Annotated in this window: 19 protein-coding genes and 1 other annotated feature; all 19 genes read right to left on the bottom strand. The window is 48.6% G+C overall.

All coding sequences use genetic code 11. The features are described 5' to 3' along the window. Nucleotides 1-69: 69 nt before the first annotated feature. The gene (rpoC, locus tag WDY75_RS03370; protein WP_006212932.1) at nucleotides 70-3,684 is read right to left on the bottom strand and encodes a DNA-directed RNA polymerase subunit beta'; all 3,615 of its coding nucleotides are present in this window, start codon (nucleotides 3,682-3,684) and stop codon (nucleotides 70-72) included. A 94-nt stretch (nucleotides 3,685-3,778) separates the two neighbouring features. After that, nucleotides 3,779-7,324, bottom strand: coding sequence for a DNA-directed RNA polymerase subunit beta (gene rpoB, locus WDY75_RS03365; RefSeq protein ID WP_063477862.1), 3,546 nt, complete (start codon nucleotides 7,322-7,324; stop codon nucleotides 3,779-3,781). Nucleotides 7,325-7,673: 349 nt separating this feature from the next. Continuing rightward, nucleotides 7,674-8,279 carry a class I SAM-dependent methyltransferase gene (locus tag WDY75_RS03360; protein WP_063477863.1) on the bottom strand — a complete coding sequence of 202 codons (606 nt, stop codon included), beginning with the start codon at nucleotides 8,277-8,279 and terminating at the stop codon, nucleotides 7,674-7,676. Nucleotides 8,280-8,461: 182 nt separating this feature from the next. Beyond that, nucleotides 8,462-8,824, bottom strand: a complete 363-nt coding sequence (gene rplL / locus WDY75_RS03355; protein ID WP_006212935.1) for a 50S ribosomal protein L7/L12 — start codon at nucleotides 8,822-8,824, stop codon at nucleotides 8,462-8,464. 68 nt (nucleotides 8,825-8,892) lie between these two features. Then, the gene (gene rplJ / locus WDY75_RS03350; protein WP_006212936.1) at nucleotides 8,893-9,396 is read right to left on the bottom strand and encodes a 50S ribosomal protein L10; all 504 of its coding nucleotides are present in this window, start codon (nucleotides 9,394-9,396) and stop codon (nucleotides 8,893-8,895) included. A 58-nt stretch (nucleotides 9,397-9,454) separates the two neighbouring features. Next, nucleotides 9,455-9,612, bottom strand: a sequence feature (ribosomal protein L10 leader region). 69 nt (nucleotides 9,613-9,681) lie between these two features. After that, a complete protein-coding gene (rplA, locus tag WDY75_RS03345) occupies nucleotides 9,682-10,374 on the bottom strand; it encodes a 50S ribosomal protein L1 (RefSeq protein ID WP_006212937.1) in 693 nt (230 codons plus the stop codon). 80 nt (nucleotides 10,375-10,454) lie between these two features. After that, entirely contained in the window at nucleotides 10,455-10,880 is a 426-nt protein-coding gene (rplK, locus tag WDY75_RS03340; RefSeq protein ID WP_006212938.1) for a 50S ribosomal protein L11, read from the bottom strand. A gap of 71 nt (nucleotides 10,881-10,951) precedes the next feature. Further along, a complete protein-coding gene (nusG, locus tag WDY75_RS03335; protein WP_006212939.1) occupies nucleotides 10,952-11,485 on the bottom strand; it encodes a transcription termination/antitermination protein NusG in 534 nt (177 codons plus the stop codon). Between the two features lie 21 nt (nucleotides 11,486-11,506). Further along, nucleotides 11,507-11,698 carry a preprotein translocase subunit SecE gene (gene secE / locus WDY75_RS03330; protein ID WP_006212940.1) on the bottom strand — a complete coding sequence of 64 codons (192 nt, stop codon included), beginning with the start codon at nucleotides 11,696-11,698 and terminating at the stop codon, nucleotides 11,507-11,509. A gap of 24 nt (nucleotides 11,699-11,722) precedes the next feature. Beyond that, on the bottom strand, nucleotides 11,723-11,872 hold the full coding sequence (gene rpmG, locus WDY75_RS03325) for a 50S ribosomal protein L33 (protein ID WP_006212941.1): 150 nt from the start codon (nucleotides 11,870-11,872) through the stop codon (nucleotides 11,723-11,725). 560 nt (nucleotides 11,873-12,432) lie between these two features. Then, on the bottom strand, nucleotides 12,433-13,077 hold the full coding sequence (gene sigH / locus WDY75_RS03320) for an RNA polymerase sporulation sigma factor SigH (protein ID WP_006212942.1): 645 nt from the start codon (nucleotides 13,075-13,077) through the stop codon (nucleotides 12,433-12,435). 205 nt (nucleotides 13,078-13,282) lie between these two features. Continuing rightward, nucleotides 13,283-13,801 (bottom strand): NYN domain-containing protein, encoded by a 519-nt coding sequence (locus WDY75_RS03315; protein WP_036638422.1) that lies wholly within the window; start codon nucleotides 13,799-13,801, stop codon nucleotides 13,283-13,285. Nucleotides 13,802-13,806: 5 nt separating this feature from the next. Beyond that, nucleotides 13,807-14,559: a 23S rRNA (guanosine(2251)-2'-O)-methyltransferase RlmB gene (rlmB, locus tag WDY75_RS03310; RefSeq protein WP_006212944.1), complete on the bottom strand. Its 753-nt coding sequence runs from the start codon at nucleotides 14,557-14,559 to the stop codon at nucleotides 13,807-13,809. Nucleotides 14,560-14,648: 89 nt separating this feature from the next. Further along, complete coding sequence (locus WDY75_RS03305) at nucleotides 14,649-15,092, bottom strand: Mini-ribonuclease 3 (protein WP_063477864.1); 444 nt, start codon at nucleotides 15,090-15,092, stop codon at nucleotides 14,649-14,651. Beyond that, nucleotides 15,089-16,495 carry a cysteine--tRNA ligase gene (gene cysS, locus WDY75_RS03300; RefSeq protein WP_006212946.1) on the bottom strand — a complete coding sequence of 469 codons (1,407 nt, stop codon included), beginning with the start codon at nucleotides 16,493-16,495 and terminating at the stop codon, nucleotides 15,089-15,091. Before cysS ends, WDY75_RS03305 begins: the two co-directional genes overlap by 4 nt. 74 nt (nucleotides 16,496-16,569) lie before the next feature. Beyond that, nucleotides 16,570-17,259 carry a serine O-acetyltransferase gene (gene cysE / locus WDY75_RS03295; RefSeq protein WP_036638418.1) on the bottom strand — a complete coding sequence of 230 codons (690 nt, stop codon included), beginning with the start codon at nucleotides 17,257-17,259 and terminating at the stop codon, nucleotides 16,570-16,572. A gap of 692 nt (nucleotides 17,260-17,951) precedes the next feature. Next, entirely contained in the window at nucleotides 17,952-19,415 is a 1,464-nt protein-coding gene (gene gltX / locus WDY75_RS03290; RefSeq protein WP_063477865.1) for a glutamate--tRNA ligase, read from the bottom strand. Nucleotides 19,416-19,496: 81 nt separating this feature from the next. Continuing rightward, entirely contained in the window at nucleotides 19,497-19,985 is a 489-nt protein-coding gene (gene ispF / locus WDY75_RS03285; protein ID WP_006212949.1) for a 2-C-methyl-D-erythritol 2,4-cyclodiphosphate synthase, read from the bottom strand. After that, the gene (gene ispD, locus WDY75_RS03280; protein WP_036638416.1) at nucleotides 19,982-20,680 is read right to left on the bottom strand and encodes a 2-C-methyl-D-erythritol 4-phosphate cytidylyltransferase; all 699 of its coding nucleotides are present in this window, start codon (nucleotides 20,678-20,680) and stop codon (nucleotides 19,982-19,984) included. The genes ispF and ispD overlap by 4 nt, the downstream gene beginning before the upstream one ends. Nucleotides 20,681-20,694: the final 14 nt, after the last annotated feature.

The raw sequence follows: 20,694 nt of genomic DNA, 5'->3' as shown, positions 1-20,694 counted from the left end.
AAGAAACTTAGGGACGGGAGAGAGTTCAGCATTCAACATGCCGTTTCCTCCCGTCACCCGACTTTCTTCTTAATCTATAGAAGCCGTTTCGAGCTCCTGACTTTCGTCATTCACGTCGTTCTGTCCCGCAAATTTCACGCTGCGATAACGGTTCATGCCCGTTCCCGCAGGGATCAGCTTACCAATGATAACATTCTCTTTCAGGCCAAGGAGTTGATCGACTTTACCTTTAATGGCAGCATCAGTCAACACGCGAGTCGTCTCCTGGAAGGAGGCCGCTGACAAGAACGAATCTGTTTCAAGGGAAGCTTTCGTAATCCCGAGAAGAACCGGTTTAGCAACTGCTGGTTCTTTTCCAGACAGAATAGCGTCTTTATTGGCTGTCTCGTATTCATGCATATCCACGAAGGAGCCTGGCAGCAGATTGGTATCGCCCGCATCAACGATACGGAATTTACGCAGCATCTGTCTGATCATTACTTCAACGTGTTTATCGTTAATTTCTACACCTTGGTTACGGTATACGCGTTGTACTTCCTGAAGGATGTAGTTCTGCACACCACGGATACCTTTGATGCGAAGCATTTCCTTCGGATCAATGGAACCATCCGTCAGTTCATCCCCGGCTTCGATGTGCTTGCCTTCGCTTACGCGCAGACGGGAGCCATAGGTAACCGCGTAAACTTTCGTTTCGGCTTCACCTTGAATTTCAATTTCACGACGGTCTTTCGTTTCGCGGATCTCTTTAACCACACCGTCGATCTCACTAATGGTCGCTTGACCTTTAGGATTACGGGCTTCAAAGAGCTCTTGGATACGCGGAAGACCTTGCGTGATATCGTCTCCGGCAACACCGCCTGTGTGGAATGTACGCATCGTAAGCTGTGTTCCCGGCTCACCGATGGATTGAGCTGCGATGATACCAACCGCTTCACCAATCTCAACATGCTTACCAGTAGCCAGGTTACGACCATAACATTTTTTGCAGACGCCATAACGTGCACGGCAGCTCAAGATGGAACGAATTTGAAGTTTTTCAACACCAGCTGCCACGATCTCTTCAGCTTTGTCGGAATCAATCAATTCGTTGCGATTTACGATAATCTCTTTGGTTTCCGGATGACGAACGGTTTCAAATGCGTAACGTCCTTCAATACGGTCATAGAGATCCTCAATAACTTCCTTGCCGTCCTGGATACGGCTAACGGTGAAGCCTTTGTCCGTGCTGCACTCATCTTCGCGAACGATAACATCCTGGGCCACGTCAACAAGTCGACGAGTCAAGTAACCGGAGTCAGCGGTACGAAGCGCTGTATCGGCAAGACCTTTACGTGCACCGTGAGTGGACAGGAAGTACTCGAGTACCGTCAGACCTTCACGGAAGTTCGATTTGATTGGGAGTTCGATGATACGACCGGACGGGTTCGCCATCAGACCCCGCATACCACCAAGCTGGGTGATCTGCGATTTGTTACCCCGTGCCTTGGAGTCCACCATGAGCATAATGGAGTTAAAGCGATCCATTGATTTCATGAGTACTTCCGTAATGTCATCCTTGGTCTTGGACCATATGTCGATAACACGGTCATAGCGTTCTTCATTCGTAATCAAGCCGCGACGATATTGGTTTGTTACTACTTTAACCTTCTCATCGGACTCTTTCAGAATTTCATTCTTCTCGTCAGGTACAATAACGTCAGAAACCGCAACGGTTACGCCTGCACGAGTAGAGTAGGTGAAACCGATCTGCTTGATTTTATCCAAAATCACAGAGGTTTCGGTTGTATGGTACGTTTCGAAACAGCGTGCAATGATGGAACCCAGATATTCCTTGCCTACAGCTCCGCTGATCGGCAATTCCTGAATTACTTTTTGAATATCTGCACCCTTCTCGTATACGAAATACTTCTCAGGCGTACCATGCAGCAGGTTCGTACGAGTCGCTTCATTAATGTATGGGAAGCTGGCAGGGAAAATCTCGTTAAAGATAATCCGGCCAATCGTCGTAACCAAAATAGCATTCTGCTGTTCTTCGGTAAAGTTGGTTTTGCCAAGCGCTTTAACCGGAATCGCTACGCGTGCATGCAGTCCTGCTGCTTCACGCTGATATGCGGATACCGCTTCGTTCACGCTGCCCAGAATCATACCGGTACCTTTCTCTTCCTTGTTATCCATCGTGAGATAGAAGGAACCGAGTACCATATCCTGAGATGGCGTAACAACCGGTTTGCCGTCTTTCGGGTTCAGAATGTTACCCGATGCCAGCATCAAGAGCCGTGCTTCAGCTTGAGCTTCAGCAGACAAAGGAACGTGAACCGCCATTTGGTCACCGTCAAAGTCAGCGTTATAAGCTGTACATACGAGTGGGTGAAGACGGATGGCATGACCTTCAACAAGGATCGGTTCAAATGCTTGAATACCGAGTCTGTGAAGCGTCGGTGCACGGTTCAGAAGAACCGGATGCTCTTTAATGACTTCTTCGAGCACATCCCATACTTCTGGACTTACGCGTTCTACTTTGCGTTTAGCGCTCTTGATATTATGTGCAAGGCCTTTGTTGACCAATTCCTTCATAACGAACGGCTTGAAGAGCTCAAGTGCCATTTTCTTAGGCAGACCGCACTGGTACATTTTCAGGTAAGGACCTACAACGATAACGGAACGACCAGAGTAGTCAACCCGTTTACCGAGCAAGTTCTGACGGAAACGTCCTTGTTTACCTTTCAGCATGTGGCTGAGAGATTTAAGCGGACGGTTACCAGGACCTGTTACTGGACGGCCGCGACGACCGTTATCGATCAGAGCATCGACAGCTTCCTGCAGCATGCGCTTCTCGTTCTGTACGATAATATCCGGCGCACCGAGATCCAGCAGTCTTTTCAGACGGTTGTTCCGGTTAATAACGCGACGGTACAGATCGTTCAAGTCGGAGGTCGCAAAGCGTCCACCATCCAGTTGAACCATCGGACGAAGCTCCGGTGGAATGACCGGCAGCACATCCATGATCATCCACTCCGGATTGTTGCCGGAGTTACGGAACGCCTCAATAACTTCCAGGCGTTTGATCGCCCGGTTGCGGCGCTGACCTTGTGCTGTACGCAATTCTTCCTTCAGGAACTCCAACTCTTTATCAACGTCGATGTCTTGAAGAAGCTTCTTGACAGCTTCCGCACCCATGCCTGCCTGGAACCCGTAGCCATACTTCTCACGATAGCTGCGATATTCCTTCTCGGACAGCAGTTGTTTCTTCTCCAGCGGCGTATCTCCTGGATCTGTTACAACATAAGATGCGAAATAAATGATCTCCTCAAGAGATCTTGGGGACATATCCAAAGCCAGACCCATGCGGCTAGGAATCCCTTTGAAATACCAAATGTGCGATACAGGAGCCGCAAGCTCGATATGGCCCATCCGTTCACGACGGACTTTGGCGCGCGTAACTTCAACGCCACAGCGATCACAGACTACTCCTTTATAACGGACACGCTTATACTTACCGCAATGACATTCCCAGTCCTTCTGCGGGCCAAAAATCCGCTCACAGAACAGGCCTTCTTTCTCCGGCTTCAATGTACGGTAGTTAATCGTTTCCGGCTTCTTCACCTCTCCGCGAGACCAAGAGCGAATTTTTTCCGGTGAAGCAAGACCGATTTTCATGTACTCAAAATTGTTAACGTCCAACAAGGAGCAACCCTCCTCAACCTAGTCCTATTTATGTGCTATACGACCATAACACCACCGCCGACTTATAAAGCCGACGGGGGTGAATGATTGACCGTTATTCCACTCCGACTTCAGTGCCTTCCAAGTTAAGGCTCAGTTTATCACCTTGAGCATCGTCTTCGTCATCGAGTTCTTTCATCTCGATTTCCTCTTCATTCTCGCTCAGGATTTTGACATCCATACCGAGAGACTGAAGCTCTTTTATTAATACCTTGAACGACTCAGGAACACCCGGCTCCGGAACGTTCTCGCCCTTGACGATGGATTCGTAGGTTTTCACCCGGCCAACCACGTCATCGGACTTAACGGTAAGAATTTCTTGCAGTGTATAAGCGGCACCGTAAGCTTCAAGTGCCCACACTTCCATCTCACCAAAGCGCTGTCCACCAAACTGAGCTTTACCACCCAGCGGCTGCTGCGTAACGAGTGAGTATGGTCCCGTAGAACGGGCGTGAATTTTATCGTCAACCATGTGCGCAAGTTTGATCATATGCATGACGCCGACGGTAACTTCACGTTCAAAACGCTCACCCGTCCGTCCATCGTACAATATGGTCTTACCGTTACGCTGCATACCTGCTTCTTCCATCGTATCAAACACGTCGTACTCGCTTGCACCGTCAAATACCGGTGAAGCCACGTGAATGCCGAGCTGGAGTGCAGCCATACCCAAGTGAACCTCGAGCACCTGACCGATATTCATCCGTGATGGTACCCCCAGTGGGTTCAGTACGACTTGAACCGGCGTGCCATCCGGCAGGAACGGCATATCTTCCTCAGGCAAAATACGGGCAACGACACCTTTGTTACCGTGACGTCCGGCCATTTTGTCACCTTCCGAGATTTTACGCTTCTGCGCGATGTAGACACGAACCAATTGGTTCACGCCCGGCGGCAATTCGTCGCCGTTCTCACGTGTAAATACCTTCACATCTACGATGATACCGTCACTACCGTGAGGAACACGCAGCGAGGTATCACGCACTTCGCGAGCCTTCTCACCGAAGATCGCATGCAGGAGACGCTCTTCTGCCGTCAGTTCAGTTACGCCCTTAGGCGTTACTTTACCAACGAGAATGTCTCCGGCGCTGATTTCGGCACCGATGCGGATAATACCGCGCTCATCGAGGTTCTTCAGTGCTTCTTCCCCAACGTTCGGAATATCACGCGTGATTTCCTCTGGTCCAAGCTTCGTATCACGAGCTTCGGATTCATACTCCTCGATATGGATCGAAGTGTACACATCCTCTTTGACAAGCTTCTCGGAGAGAAGAATCGCATCCTCGTAGTTGTAACCTTCCCAAGTCATGAACGCAACGACCACGTTGCGGCCCAGTGCCAATTCACCCATCTCCGTGGATGGACCGTCTGCGAGGATGTCACCTTTTTTGATAACTTCCCCACGTTTCACGATTGGACGCTGGTTAATGCATGTTCCTTGGTTCGAACGCATAAATTTGTGTAATTTATGTTTAACGATATCGCCTTTGACTTCTTGTCCGTCCACATTCTCTACGCGGCGGAGCCAGATCTCATTAGCAGATGAACGTTCAATAATCCCGTCATATTTGGATACAATACATACACCGGAGTCTTTAGCAGACTTGTGCTCCATTCCAGTTCCGACAAGCGGCGCCTTCGGAATAAGGAGTGGTACAGCCTGCCGCTGCATGTTGGATCCCATCAGCGCGCGGTTGGAGTCATCGTTCTCAAGGAACGGAATGAGCGCCGTTGCTACCGATACAACCTGCTTAGGCGAAACGTCCATGTAGTCTACACGATCGCTTGGCATAGGAAGGATATTATCGGATTGCTTGTTATAACGAACGATTACCATTTCATCAGTAAAGGTACCATCTTCGTTAAGCTCGGCATTCGCCTGGGCAACGATGTAGTTATCCTCTTCGTCTGCAGTCAGATAATCGATTTGTTCCGTTACTTTGCCGGTCTTCGGATCAACCCAACGATACGGAGCTTCAATGAAGCCATATTCGTTGATGCGTGCGAATGTGGACAAGGAGTTGATCAAACCGATGTTTGGTCCCTCCGGTGTCTCAATCGGACACATACGGCCATAGTGACTGTGGTGAACGTCCCGTACTTCAAAGCCTGCGCGCTCACGCGTCAGACCGCCTGGTCCGAGTGCAGACAAACGACGTTTATGCGTCAATTCCGCAAGCGGGTTTGTCTGATCCATGAACTGGGACAACTGGGAGCTACCGAAGAACTCTTTAATTGATGCGATAACCGGACGAATGTTGATTAACGCTTGTGGCGTAATGACATTTGCGTCCTGAATCGACATTCTCTCACGAACAACACGTTCCATCCGGGACAAACCGATACGGAACTGGTTCTGAAGCAATTCGCCTACGGAACGCAGACGACGGTTACCCAGGTGGTCAATATCATCTGTATTACCGATTCCATGCAGCAAGTTGATGAAATAACTGATGGAAGAAATGATATCAGCCTGAGTAATATGCTTCACGGATTTATCAATGTTTGCGTTCGCGATGACTTTCACAACTTTTGCATCCTCAGTAGGAGAGAACACATCGATTGTTTGCAGCGGGATATCCTCGCTGTCCATCACACCGCCAGCAACATGATAATTCTTAAAGCCAACACTCTTCTCCAAGTAAGGCATAATCTCGTCCAAAAGACGACGGTCTACGGTTTGACCAGCTTCAGCAACGATCTCACCTGTATCCGTGTCTATCAAACTCTCTGCCAAACGTTGATTAAAGAGACGGTTCTTAATATGAAGTTTCTTGTTGATCTTGTAGCGGCCAACGTTAGCCAGATCATAACGCTTTGGATCAAAGAAACGAGCAACGAGAAGACTCTTCGCGTTCTCCAGTGTTGGCGGCTCGCCCGGACGAAGGCGTTCATAAATTTCGATGAGCGCTTTTTCCGTAGAGTCCGTGTTGTCTTTATCCAGCGTGTTTTGAATATATTCATCATTGCCCAGAAGATCCAGAATCTCGGCATCTGTACCAAAACCAAGTGCACGTAAAAGCACCGTTACAGGGATTTTACGGGTGCGGTCGATCCGGACATAAATAATGTCCTTCGCGTCCATCTCCAGTTCCAGCCAAGCGCCGCGGTTAGGGATAACTGTTGCAGTGTACGTCGTCTTACCGTTTTTATCCACTTTTGTGCTGAAATAGACGCTGGGAGAGCGAACCAACTGGCTGACAATAACCCGTTCGGCACCATTGATAATGAATGTTCCGGTTTCCGTCATTAACGGGAAGTCTCCCATGAACACTTCCTGCTCCTTGACCTCTCCGGTCTCCTTGTTAATGAGCCGGACTTTCACGCGGAGCGGCGCCGCATAAGTAACGTCGCGTTCTTTCGCGTCATCGACGGTGTATTTCGGTTCTCCAAGGCTGTAGTCAATGAACTCTAGTACCAAATTACCTGTGAAATCCTGAATCGGCGAGATGTCCTGGAACATTTCGCGGAGTCCTTCCTCCAAAAACCATTCATAAGATTTTTGTTGGATTTCAATCAGGTTCGGAACTTCGAGTACCTCGTTAATACGAGCATAACTTCGCCGAGTGCGTCGACCATATTGAACAAGATGTCCTGCCAACTTAAACTCACCCCTCATGTCTACTCACTTTAAAAATATTTCATTGCGAACCTCTGTTTGTAACACTATAATGGTACATACAGAGGACAATCCATAAATAGAGAAAAGCCCTTATCGAATACCTTTTCGAAAAAAGAGCAGCTTATCCATGGTTATGATAATCATCTCATATCCTGTAGATTTGCCCAAAACGTACATATTATACGTCAATATGACGGACTTTATGCATCTTTCCACACATTAAGTCTTGACATTTCAGCAAACTAAAGACAAAGAGACCATCCTAATACTGACATTTTATAATAATACCATACCAGCATACCCAAGTCAACAGCCTAGTTAAACTATTTCAAGAAGATTTGGTCGCTTTAAATATCCGGTACCCTTTATCCTTCGTTACTTCTTCTACCTGGTGAAACAAACTCTCCAGTTTAGCTTTTGCCGAAGGTGCACCTTGCTTCTTCTGAATTACAACCCACAGCTGCCCACCCTCACGCAAATGACTCAACGACTCTTCAAATATAGCATGCACTGTTTCTTTCCCGGCACGTATAGGCGGATTGGTCAGAATCACATCGAACTGCTGATCCTTAACCACGGCAAATAAGTCGCTCTCCAGGATCGTTACATTCGAGATTCCGTTACGCTTCGCGTTCTCTTTAGCCAATTCGACAGCTCGGCTATTAATGTCAATCATTGTCACATGACCATCCACGACCATCTTTGCCGCCGTTAGACCGATCGGACCATAACCGCAACCCACATCCAGAACGGAGGCATTCTGTTGAAATTCCATTGCATCTATCAAAACTTTGCTGCCATAATCCACGCCGCTCTTTGAGAATACACCCGCATCACTAATGAAATTGAACGTCTGTCCTCTCAGCTCTGTCTTTAACTCTTTGCGGTCATGAGCAATGTCTGGCTGATTCGAGTAATAATGTTGATTCGGCATCATTTCCTCCGTATTGAACCAAAGTTTACCCGCCTGGACTTATGGTCCATAGGGGCTCCATTATCCCAGTATAACCGTTCTCACTGAAATCAGTACGCGCAAGATTCCCCGCCACAATAACAAACCCCTTGAACAAATATTCAAGGGGTTTGTTTCTTGCTGACGATAATCTGGAGAAGTTATTACTTAACTTCTACGGATGCGCCTGCTTCTTCCAATTTAGCTTTAACAGCTTCAGCTTCTTCTTTAGCTACTTTTTCTTTCAAAGCTTTTGGTGCGTTGTCAACCAGTTCTTTTGCTTCTTTCAAGCCAAGACCTGTGATTTCACGAACCACTTTGATTACGTTGATTTTGGACGCGCCTGCGCTAGTCAGGATTACGTCAAATTCGGATTGCTCAGCAGCTTCAGCTGCACCAGCGCCACCAACAACAGCTACTGGAGCTGCAGCAGTTACACCAAATTCTTCTTCGATTGCTTTTACAAGATCGTTCAGTTCCAGAACGGACATGCCTTTGATTGCTTCCAAGATTTGCTCTTTGCTCATTTAAGTTGAACCTCCATTTATTATTAAGATTTTATAGTTGTTGTTACACAGCTCGGAAAAAACAAAACTTATGCGCCTTGTTCTTCCTTCTCTGCAACTGCTTTAACTGCAAGCGCGAAGTTGCGCACTGGAGCTTGAAGCACGCTGAGGAGCATGGAGAGGAGACCTTCGCGGGACGGAAGTTCTGCCAGAGCTTTGATTTCGCTTTCTCCGATTACACGACCTTCTACTACTGCGCCTTTCAATTTCAACGCGTCGTTTTTCTTAGCAAAATCGTTAAGAACTTTTGCTGGAGCGACAGCGTCATTGGTGCCAAATGCAACAGCTGTAGGACCAGTCAGGACTTCGTCCAGCTCAGTCAAATCTGCAGCTGCAGTCGCACGGCGAAGCAGCGTGTTTTTCAGTACTTGGAACTCGACGCCAGCTTCACGAAGCTGTTTACGAAGTTCAGTTACTTGTGCAACGTTCAATCCACGATAGTCAGCAACTACTGTCGATACGCTTTCGCGCAGCTTAGCAGCAACTACATCAACCGCTTCTTGTTTCGCTTGAATCACTTTTGCGTTTGCCAATGATTACACCTCCTGGTTGTATTAGTAGCGTAAGAGCACCAGGCTCTCCGCTCTTCCTACGGGCACTAAAAAAGCCTCCGTAGAATTACGAAGGCCTGATGAATCATCATTTGGCCGGATAACCGGACAAATTGTTGACGTTCTATCATAACACCTCGGTAGGAAATTAAGCCTGCTTAGGGCACCTACTGTCTACGGTAAGCATATTCAACTTTAAAGGTCAGTCTCGAAGACTCACAACTGTTACATAATATCAAATATCACTAACCGAAGTCAATGGTAATATTATTTGTAAGTCGTTGTGTTCACGCGAGCGCTAGGTCCCATAGTCGAGGAAACAGCAATACCTTTCAGGTATACACCTTTAGCAGCAGCTGGTTTCGCACGATTCAATGCATCGATGAGAGCTTTGAGGTTCTCATTCAATTGAGCTGCATCGAAAGACACTTTGCCAATTGGAGCGTGGATTTGACCTGCTTTGTCCAGACGGTACTCGATTTTACCGGCTTTGATTTCTTGAACAGCCTTAGCAACATCGAACGTAACCGTACCAGCTTTAGGGTTAGGCATCAGGCCTTTACCACCGAGCAGACGGCCAAGTTTACCGACTTCACTCATCATATCAGGTGTCGCTACGCAGACATCGAACTCGAACCAGCCTTGTTGAATTTTGTTGATCATGTCTTGATCGCCAACAAAATCAGCGCCAGCCGCTTCCGCTTCTTTCGCTTTGTCACCTTTCGCAAATACCAGAACGCGTTGTGTTTTACCTGTGCCGTGAGGCAAGACAACAACACCACGAACAGCCTGGTCTTGTTTACGTGGGTCTACACCCAAACGTACAGCCGCTTCAACAGTTTCGTCGAATTTGGCAGTTGCAGCCTTCTTCACAAGCTCTACAGCTTCCAAAGGCTCGTAAGTTGCTTCGCTGTCAATCAGCTTCGCAGCTTCAACGTATTTCTTACCGTGTTTAGCCATGTTTGTTTTCCTCCTTTGTGGTGTTAGCGGAAATTCCTCCCACATAATCCGAACCTAGTCCGGTTTCAATCGAGAGACCATTAGTCTTCGATTGTGATACCCATACTACGGGCAGTACCCTCTACCATCTTCATTGCAGCTTCAACAGATGCAGCGTTCAGGTCAGGCATTTTTTGCTCAGCGATTTGACGCACAGCGTCACGCTTAACCGTTGCAACTTTCTTCTTGTTAGGCTCGCCAGATCCTTTTTCGATCTTAGCAGCTACGCGAAGCAGTACAGCAGCCGGTGGAGTTTTCGTGATGAACGTAAAGGAACGATCCTCAAACACCGAAATTTCAACCGGAATGATCAGACCAGCTTGATCAGCAGTACGAGCGTTGAATTCTTTACAGAATGCCATGATGTTGACACCCGCTTGACCCAATGCTGGACCTACTGGAGGAGCCGGATTCGCTTTACCTGCAGGAATTTGCAGTTTCACAATCTTGATAACTTTCTTAGCCATGGTTGACACCTCCTTGCATCAATAGTGGTAGCGGACGCCATAATACGCCCTCCCACAAGAAACCTGAAGAATTAAATCTTCTCCACTTGAGTATAATCCAACTCCAGCGGGGTTTCCCGTCCAAACATGTTGACGTGAACTTTCAACTTGCTCTTTTCAGCCAAAATCTCTTCCACGGAGCCCACGAAATTCGCAAAAGGACCAACCTTGATACGAACGGATTCCTTAATGTCGAATTCGATCTTCGGTTTCGGCTCTTCCATGCCCATATGCTTCAGAATCTGTTCAACTTCTTCTGGAAGCAAAGGCGTCGGTTTAGAACCGGACCCTGTCGAACCAACAAAACCGGTCACTCCTGGTGTATTGCGGACAACATACCAAGAATCATCGGTCTGAATCATTTCGACCAAGACATATCCCGGGTAAACTTTACGCATGACGGTTTTTTTCTTGCCGTCTTTGTTTACAATTTCTTCTTCCATCGGAACAAGAACGCGGAATATTTTGTCCTCCATGCCCATAGACTCGACACGTTTTTCCAAATTGGCTTTGACTTTATTCTCATACCCAGAATAGGTATGAACTACGTACCATCTTTTTTCCATATCAAGCCACCTGGGACCCTTCTAAATTATCGCTTCGATCACAGCGGAAATACCGATGTCTACAACCCAAAAATAAATCGTGACAAACACAATGGTGCCGAGAACAATTAAAGTATAGTTCGTCAGTTCTTTACGATTGGGCCAGCGAACTTTTTTAAGTTCCGCCCAGCTTTCAGAGAAAAAGGAAAACAGAGACTTGAAACCACGTTTCACGCCGACTACACCTCCAAAAGAAAACTATCTGGTTTCGCGATGAGGAGTTTGCTCGTTACAGAACTTGCAAAATTTCTTCATCTCCATGCGGTCGGGGTGATTTCGCTTGTTTTTGGTGGTTGTGTAGTTTCTTTGTTTGCAGCTTGTACAAGCCAAAGTGATAATTACCCGCATGATGTGCACCTCCCGAAGACGTCCTTCTTTTCAGAAGAATCGATATTGATCCTAGTAGAAACAACCTTGTTCTCATCGAAACTCGGTTATTTCTGCGAGATGAATAAAACCGTTGTTCCAAAAACTGTAACAACGATCCATTCATAAAACACGCGAATTTAGGCCTACCTAAAACACTTTATCACAAGGGTAGCGCCATTTCAAGCCTTTTTCTCTCTGATTGCGGGCTGCAATTAATGCCATTGCCAGCTAAGCCAGGGAATAGGTCCCCGGTTTATTGTAAACATCTCACTGTAAAAAACTGTGGCGTTTCACAGTCTTTGTCCATTCTGCACAGCATTTATTCTATATCCAGTATGTTCAATCTTCTAACAGATGAAACACCAAATATTACACATTTTGCAGAATGAAGATCTTTGACATTATCATAACATGATATCACCCGTCATAAGACTAATGGCTGCAGAGTATACGAAGATTCCCAGCTGGCCATCATGAATACTGTAATACAATTAAAAAAAGGCTCTACTTGAGCCTTCTGCTTCTTATCCGACGTTGTTTCAGTTATCCCTGACCTCCAAATAGCGTTCAAGCTTTCGCTTTACCCGCTGGAGGGCATTGTCAATCGATTTCACATGACGCCTTAAATCCACCGCAATCTCTTGATAGGATCGACCGTCCAGATAAAGCATCAGGACTTTCCGTTCCAGATCGCTTAAGATCTCTGACATCTTGTCTTCCAGGCCGACAAACTCCTCTTGATTGATGATTAGTTCCTCCGGATCGCTTACCGCTGTGCCGCAAATGACATCCAGCAGCGTACGGTCGGAGTCCTCATCGTAAATAGGCTTGTCCAATGAGACATACGAATTGAGCGGAATATGCTTCTGTCTCGTAGCGGTCTTAATAGCCGTAATAATCTGTCTGGTAATGCAGAGCTCGGCAAAGGCCTTGAACGAGGACAGCTTATCCCCTTTAAAATCACGAATTGCCTTGTACAGCCCGATCATGCCTTCCTGGACAATATCTTCCCGGTCAGCACCAATCAGAAAATAAGAACGGGCTTTAGCACGTACAAAATTCCGGTATTTATTGATCAAATACTCCAGCGCCCCGCTGTCACCCTCACGGACCGCCTCGACAATGTCTTCATCGCTTATCACATCATACCCTGACAACATGACTTCCTTGAGGTCCACACTCAATAGAATCCCTCCGGCCCGGAACGCACGGTAGCCCGTCACTCGCTTGAAATATATGACAAGTATATATGATGTCTACTAGACCGTCAACCACGTTCTAGCCAATATAGGCCGATAATAACATTTAATGTAAACTATTTCGTAGATTCATATACTCTTCCATTCTTCAGACGAGCCTGCATTTTCGTCCCCATTGTGTAAAACAGTCCTATTCCCTTCGCCAGCGCTCAAACATCTGTCTCACATCCGGCGGCAGCTTCCCGTCAAGTGTATTCCTGCTCTTGGTCTGCTCCTTCGTAATTTTCTGCTTCACTTCGCGCTCACTCTGCTCCACTTCATTCAGCAGCTCACGGGCAGATAACCGAAGCGCTCCCCGGGCAAAAATGACATGCTGCTCAATCAGATCACTGGTCGCCACATAAATTTTACGCCGGCGGTGGCTAAACTCTCCAACAAGCCGTTCAATGCACTCATCGGCCGTTTCCTTCTCTTTCGTAAAAAACACCTGTACCTTGCCCTGGATATATGATTTCCCAAGGCCCGGAACCCGGTAAGCATCAAAAATCGCCACGATTCTGAGGCCTGAATACGCTTGATATTCCGCTAATTTCTCAAGCAGCACATCCCGGGCTTCCTGCATGCTGCTATTGGCGAGTTTCGCAAGAAAAGGCCAGCCGCCGATCATGTTGTAGCCATCGACCAGCAGCACATCCCGCCAATCGGCCATCATTGCTAACCCTGAAGGCGGCGACGGCGAAGAACTTCGTACATAACGACACCTGCGGCAACCGAAGCGTTAAGCGAATTGATCTTTCCAGCCATCGGCAGCTTCACAAGCACATCGCATTTTTCGCGGATCAGACGCCCCATTCCTTTACTTTCATTCCCGATTACGATTGCGACCGGTCCGTCAAATACTTCAGTATCGTACAATTCCTGAACAGCATCAACCACGGTGCCAACCACCCAGACACCCATTTCTTTCAGCTGGTCAATCGTCTGACCCAGATTGGTCACCCTGGCTACAGGTACGTATTCTACCGCACCAGCCGATGTTTTGGATACGGTGGCCGTCACCTGAGCGGATCGGCGCTTAGGCAGTACAACACCGTGAGCCCCCGTGCAGTCGGCCGTTCTCAAAATCGAGCCCAGGTTATGAGGATCCTCGATTTCATCGAGAAGCAGCAGGAAAGGCGGTTCCCCTTTTTCCTCCGCAACCTTGAGCAGATCCTCCACTTCCACATAAGCATAAGGAGCCGCTTGGGCAACCACGCCCTGATGCTGAACCCCCGGAACCATCTGATCCAGCTTGCGCTTGTCTACGTGCTGAATGACAATGCCCAGTTTTTTGGCTTCCGCAATAATGGGCAGCGTCAAATGCTTCTGCGCATTCTCGGCAATCCATATTTTATTGATCGTACGTCCTGATTTGAGCGCTTCCGTTACGGAATGCTTACCAGCCACTACTTCCTCTTCTTGCAACATATATGTCTCCTCCTGCATATCAGCCAGCTGCCCAATTTCGGGAAATACCGGCTGTATCGTTTCATTGCTGGTATTTGATGTCTTTCGATCTATTTAGCAGACCCCTCGATAAACTCTATGCTCTTTCCAATGAGCTCACGCAGACGGTCTTGCTCTCCCGTATAATATAAATACCCAACAAGCGTCTCAAATGCCGTTGCATGCCGATATTCCAGCACATCGGCATTTTTCGGTATGCTGCCCGATTTGGCATTGCGTCCCTGCCGGACCACATCGCGCTCCTCCTCCGTCAGCTCCGGATCAAGAAATGCCAATATCCGGCTCTGAGCTTTCGCCGACACGAATCCTGTCGCTGTGCGGTGCAGGTGATGAGGCCGAAGATTCGCCTTCGATATCAAGAACTGCCGCACAGCCACCTCGTAAATGGCATCTCCGATGTAGGCAAGCACGATCGGCGGAATCAGACGTGCCGGCTTCGACGGCGGAAAGTCAAACCAACCGGCTGCGGAGTCATGAAACTCGGCCCCGCTCATTTACGCCGCCAGCGCATGCCTTGCGCCGTATCTTCTAGCACGATGCCTTCGTCCGCCAGCTTGTCGCGAATTTCATCGGCTCTCGCCCAGTTTTTATTCTTCCGGGCTTCAATACGTTCAGCAATCAAGGCTTCAATCTCCTCGTCCAGCAAATCGCCCGTACCGGTATTGACAATGCGAAGAACGCCGTTCATTTCGTTGAAAGCACGCAGCACTTCATGTAGGTCGGCTGCAGGAATCGAAGCTTCCTTCAGCAGCTGATTCGCCTCGCTAGCCCACTGGAACATCGCTGTGATTGCATCCGGCGTATTGAAATCATCTTGCATTTTTTGATGAAATTCGCCAAGAACCGCAGATATTTTACCCGCAACCTCCTGGCTCACTTCGTCGTCTTTGGAACCGATGGCCGTGCTCAAGCGATGTTCAATATTAGCTGCCGCATTAGCCAGACGCTCTACGCTGTTCTGTGCCTGGTCCATCACTTCATCGCTATAATTCAGCGGGTTTCGGTAATGGGTAGACAGCATGAAATAACGCACAGCTTCCTTCGTATATTGTTCGCGAAGCTCCTTAACCAATACGCCATTACCCAGCGACTTCGACATTTTTTCGTTATTGATACGGATATATCCATTATGCATCCAATAGTTCGCGAGCGGTTTACCCGTCAATGCCTCGGACTGCGCAACTTCGCATTCATGATGCGGGAACTGCAAATCCTGCCCACCGCCATGAATATCCAGCGTATCCCCAAGATAACGGCGTGCCATCGCCGAGCACTCAATATGCCAGCCTGGACGACCGTCTCCCCATGGGCTGCTCCAGTAGATTTCTCCCGGCTTGGCTGCTTTCCATAGAACAAAATCCTCGGGGTTTTCTTTCCGCTTATCGACCTCAATCCGAATACCGAACTGCAGCTCATCCAGATTTTGCTGGGACAACTTGCCGTAATCATCAAACTTGCGAGTGCGATAGAATACGTCTCCCCCGTTCTCATACGCAAAATCGCGATCCACAAGCTCCTGGATAAATTCGATTATATTCTCCATATTGTCCGTTACCCGCGGATTTAACGTGGCTCTCGGTATGCCAAGACCGTCCAAATCCTCGTAATACGCCTGGATAAACTTATCCGCTACCTCCGGAACGGTGGTGCCGGTCTGTTCGGCTTTGCGGATCATTTTGTCATCTACGTCCGTAAAGTTCACCACATAACTCACGTCATTGCCCTGATTCTCGAAGTAAGCGCGAACCACGTCGAAAAAAATCATCGGGCGCGCATTCCCAATATGGATATAATCGTACACGGTAGGACCACACACATAGATCTTGACCTTCCCAGATTCCTGAGCGACAAACGTTTCTTTCATACGGGTTAGCGTGTTATAGATTTGCAGTGCCATATTGTATCATCCCAGTCCTTTCATTCCATCACTTATTGTTCCTTCACGTACATTGCTGCTTATTCCAAAAAAACTCATTCCTCTTTGACCGACGAGATTACGGCCTCGGAGACCCTGGTTTTGTTGTTATTCTGTTTGCCCTCATTCAATTCCGCCCGAAGCTGATCGATCTCCATCTGCATCGAACGCAGTGTATCCACAATCGGATCCGGAAGATTGGTGTGATCGAGCCGGTCACGCACACGCTCACCATTCTGCTTCACGACTTTACCCGGATTGCCCACAACGGTGCTGTTCGGCGGAACCGGTCGTAATACGACTGCATTGGAACCAATATTACAGTTATCTCCAATCGTAAAGGAACCTAGCACTTTCGCTCCTGATCCGATGACCACATTGTTGCCGATGGTCGGATGACGCTTGCCCTTTTCCTTCCCGGTGCCGCCAAGGGTAACCCCTTGATAGATCACCACGTCATCCCCGATCTCGCAGGTCTCTCCAATGACAACCCCCATGCCATGGTCTATAAACAGTCTATTCCCGATGCGGGCTCCCGGGTGAATCTCGATCCCTGTCATGAACCGGCTGATCTGAGATATGATCCGGGCCAGCGTATACCATCGCCGCTTGAATAATGCATGAGCTACCCGATGAGACCACAAGGCGTGAAGTCCCGAGTAGGTGAATACCACTTCAAAAAGTCCCCGGGCAGCCGGGTCATTCTCGAACACTGTCCGAATATCCGATTTCATCTGTTTAAACATGAACGCTCCCTCTTTCCCCTCTTCCAATCGCGCATGCTACTTGCTCTCCATCGTTATTCCTGAAAATAAAAAACGCCCCTGCAGCTTATCGCTGCAGAGGCGCTAGACCGCGGTTCCACTCTGCTTAGAACCGGCACAAGCATCCTCCCTTCGTAAGGGACGGATTCTACCGATTCACTTCATGTCATTAACGGCAGACGACCGGCATGATCTAACGATTGTGTTCGCTTCAACCATGCAGCTCACAGGTGCATTTCCGCTGCAGGCAACGGGACAACTCTCAGCCGGCAGATTCAAGTGGTCCTTGTCTTCTGCCGATTGTCCTCTCTGGAACGTGCCTGTTTTACGCGTACTTCTCCTGATCGTAGCTTTTATACGTTTATCTTTGTTGATCAATGCTTCATAAATGACCGCGTTGCTCACTAGTGACGCTGCGCTGACGGATCGTGCTTCCGATCGCTGTTGTTTTCAGATTTCCTGAACGTAAATCTACATAGTTGTAATCCGAAAACAAAGGCGAACGCTTCGCTTCTACAACACGATTCCGTCCTCTCCGCTACTTCCCTGTATGAGTAAATGCCCCATTTAATAAAACCCTAGATCAAAGAATATTTCACTTATAGTTTGGTGTAATTATAACTGATGAGATACAGGCTGACAAGGAACGTTTATCAAGAATGCCGTACCCTGGGTTATGCGCCCTTGATTTGGGAGCGCAGCCGGTCAAGCACACGATCCTTGCCAAGAAGCCAGATCGTCTGGTTCAGATCGCGGCCATGGGTTTGTCCAGTCAGAGCAACGCGGATCGGCATGAAGAGCTGCTTGCCCTTAAATCCCGTCTTCTTCTGTACTTCCTTAATCAGAGCAGCAATCTTCGCAGCGTTAAACTCATCGGATTGCTCGATCTTCGCAAGGAATGCGGACAATACGGCAGGCACCTGCTCGCCGCCCATCACTTCGATGCCCTCTGCATCGAGCTCCAGATGCGTCCGGAAGAACACTTCCGACAGATCCACGATGTCTGAGGCCGCGTTCATCTGCTCCTGATACAGCGCCACGAGCGCGCGTGCCCATTCCTCCTGCTCGGAGTTAAGCTCGAACGGCAAGCGGCTCGCTTTCTGCAGATGCGGAATGGCCAAATCAGCAATCCGATCAGGATCCGCATTCTTGATGTAGGTGTTGTTCATATGAGCCAGCTTGTTGGTGTCGAATACCGCAGGGCTCTTGGACAACCGATGCTCATCAAAGATCGAGATCAACTGCTCTTGCGAGTATACTTCCTCTTCCCCTTCCGGAGACCAGCCGAGCAGCGAGATGAAGTTAAACAGTGCTTCAGGTAAATAACCGAGCTGATCATACTGCTCAATGAATTGAATGATCGATTCGTTACGCTTGCTCAGCTTCTTGTGATCGTCGCCCACAATCAGGGTCATATGCCCGAATTGCGGCGGCTCCCAGCCGAAGGCTTCATAGATCATCAACTGACGCGGCGTGTTGGAGATATGATCCTCTCCGCGGAGCACGTGACTGATCTTCATCAGGTGATCATCGAGTGCTACCGCGAAATTGTAGGTAGGAATACCATCCTTTTTGACAATGACGAAGTCGCCCGTCTCTTTGCTGTTAAAAGAAATCGTACCCTTCACCATATCATCGAAGGTGTAGATACGTTCCTCTGGAACGCGAAAACGAATGCTTGCTACACGCCCTGCAGCCTCAAGCGCCTGACGCTGCTCTTCCGTCAAATCCCGGTGTTTCCCAGAGTAACGAGGCGTCTCCCCACGAGCCATCTGCTCTTCCCGCTCCTGCTCAAGTTCTTCCTCTGTGCAGTAGCAGCGGTAAGCTAGCCCACGATCCAAAAGGTCCTGCCAATATTCCTTATAAATATCAAGACGTTCGGTTTGGCGATACGGCCCATACTCGCCTCCGACATCCACGCTTTCATCCCAATCCATGCCCAGCCACTTCAAATATTTCAACTGGCTTTGCTCTCCGCCTTCTACGTTGCGCTTTACGTCTGTATCCTCGATGCGAATAATAAATTTCCCGTTATTCTTGCGGGCGAATAAATAATTGAATAATGCCGTTCTGGCATTGCCGATATGTAAATGTCCCGTTGGACTCGGTGCATAACGCACGCGGACTTCTCCGGTCATTGTAACCCCTCCGCTTCCCTATTTCTTCAAAGATTTCCTTCAGGCATTCGTTCCATATCTGCTCTGATTTGAACGCGTCCTTTAAGAGGATAGCATACCTTTCACAAGGCAGACAACCGATTGTGCCGCGATTCCCTCACCCCTGCCGGTAAACCCGAGCTGCTCGGTTGTGGTGGCCTTCACATTTACCTGATCCACCTCAGCATCCAGCGCTTTGGCGATCACTTCCGCCATTTGTGGGATGTAAGGTGCCATCTTCGGCTTCTGGGCAATAATCGTGGAATCGATATTTCCCAGCGTATAACCGCGCTCTTTGGCCATGGCCCATACCTGCTCCAAAAGCTTCAGGCTGTCCGCGTCTTTAAAAGCCGGATCATTATCGGGAAAATGGCGCCCAATGTCGCCAAGCCCAAGCGCTCCCAAAATCGCGTCCGTCACCGCATGCAGCAGTACGTCTGCGTCGGAGTGTCCCAGCAGCCCTTTCTCATAAGGAATGGTGACCCCCCCGATAATACACGGTCTTCCTTCCACCAGTTGATGCACGTCAAACCCCTGTCCTACTCGAATCATTCCTTGTCCTCTCCCTTGCGTTTCTGTAAAAAAGCCGCATACTCCAGATCCTCCGGTGTGGTGATCTTGATATTGCTGTATTTCCCCTCTACCACGATGACCGAATGTCCTGCACGCTCCATCAGCATGGCGTCGTCGGTCCCTGTAAACTCTTCCTTGGCTGCAGCCTCATGGGCTGACAGCAGGTCGGAAAGACGAAAAGCCTGTGGGGTCTGGACGGCCCACAGACTTTGACGGTCCGGGGTACCTGTTATCAGCCCCTGACCGTTCACCTGCTTAATCGTATCCTTCACAGGCACCCCAAGTACCGAGGCGCCTTCACGGATTGCCGCATCGCGGCAGGATTCAATTTCCTCTAGTGTTACAAACGGCCTGACGCCGTCATGTATCATTACCCACTCTGACGAGATTTGCTTGATACCTTGGTATACCGATTGCTGCCTCTCGCTACCGCCAGGAATTACAGCGGACACCTTGTCCAGTCCGTACTCATGAACCCAGGATTGGCAGCGCGAAACATCCTCCGGTCCCGTAACAAGCACGATCTCCTGCAGCCAGGGTATCCGGCTGAATACTTCCAGTGTATGAACGATGATGGGCTTTCCACCCAGTGCCAGGTATTGCTTGCTCTCCCGGGTTCCCATTCTCGTTCCCTTACCCGCCGCCACAATAACGGCGCCGAAGTCGTTCAACATGCACAAAACTCCTG

Source organism: Paenibacillus glucanolyticus (assembly GCF_037333485.1).
In the GTDB taxonomy this organism is placed as follows: Bacteria; Bacillota; Bacilli; order Paenibacillales; family Paenibacillaceae; genus Paenibacillus_AQ; species Paenibacillus_AQ glucanolyticus.
This window is presented reverse-complemented; position numbering and strand designations above follow the sequence as displayed.

What these genes read in the sequence shown, in the direction of transcription:
- ispF (WP_006212949.1), bottom strand. Translation starts at nt 19,985, where the DNA reads ATGATTCGAGTAGGACAGGGGTTTGACGTGCATCAACTGGTGGAAGGA.
- rplK (WP_006212938.1), bottom strand. Translation starts at nt 10,880, where the DNA reads ATGGCTAAGAAAGTTATCAAGATTGTGAAACTGCAAATTCCTGCAGGT.
- rpmG (WP_006212941.1), bottom strand. Translation starts at nt 11,872, where the DNA reads ATGCGGGTAATTATCACTTTGGCTTGTACAAGCTGCAAACAAAGAAAC.
- WDY75_RS03305 (WP_063477864.1), bottom strand. Translation starts at nt 15,092, where the DNA reads ATGAGCGGGGCCGAGTTTCATGACTCCGCAGCCGGTTGGTTTGACTTT.
- cysS (WP_006212946.1), bottom strand. Translation starts at nt 16,495, where the DNA reads ATGGCACTGCAAATCTATAACACGCTAACCCGTATGAAAGAAACGTTT.
- gltX (WP_063477865.1), bottom strand. Translation starts at nt 19,415, where the DNA reads ATGACCGGAGAAGTCCGCGTGCGTTATGCACCGAGTCCAACGGGACAT.
- rplA (WP_006212937.1), bottom strand. Translation starts at nt 10,374, where the DNA reads ATGGCTAAACACGGTAAGAAATACGTTGAAGCTGCGAAGCTGATTGAC.
- WDY75_RS03315 (WP_036638422.1), bottom strand. Translation starts at nt 13,801, where the DNA reads ATGGCCGATTGGCGGGATGTGCTGCTGGTCGATGGCTACAACATGATC.
- nusG (WP_006212939.1), bottom strand. Translation starts at nt 11,485, where the DNA reads ATGGAAAAAAGATGGTACGTAGTTCATACCTATTCTGGGTATGAGAAT.
- WDY75_RS03360 (WP_063477863.1), bottom strand. Translation starts at nt 8,279, where the DNA reads ATGCCGAATCAACATTATTACTCGAATCAGCCAGACATTGCTCATGAC.
- ispD (WP_036638416.1), bottom strand. Translation starts at nt 20,680, where the DNA reads ATGTTGAACGACTTCGGCGCCGTTATTGTGGCGGCGGGTAAGGGAACG.
- cysE (WP_036638418.1), bottom strand. Translation starts at nt 17,259, where the DNA reads ATGTTTAAACAGATGAAATCGGATATTCGGACAGTGTTCGAGAATGAC.
- rplL (WP_006212935.1), bottom strand. Translation starts at nt 8,824, where the DNA reads ATGAGCAAAGAGCAAATCTTGGAAGCAATCAAAGGCATGTCCGTTCTG.
- rlmB (WP_006212944.1), bottom strand. Translation starts at nt 14,559, where the DNA reads ATGTTGCAAGAAGAGGAAGTAGTGGCTGGTAAGCATTCCGTAACGGAA.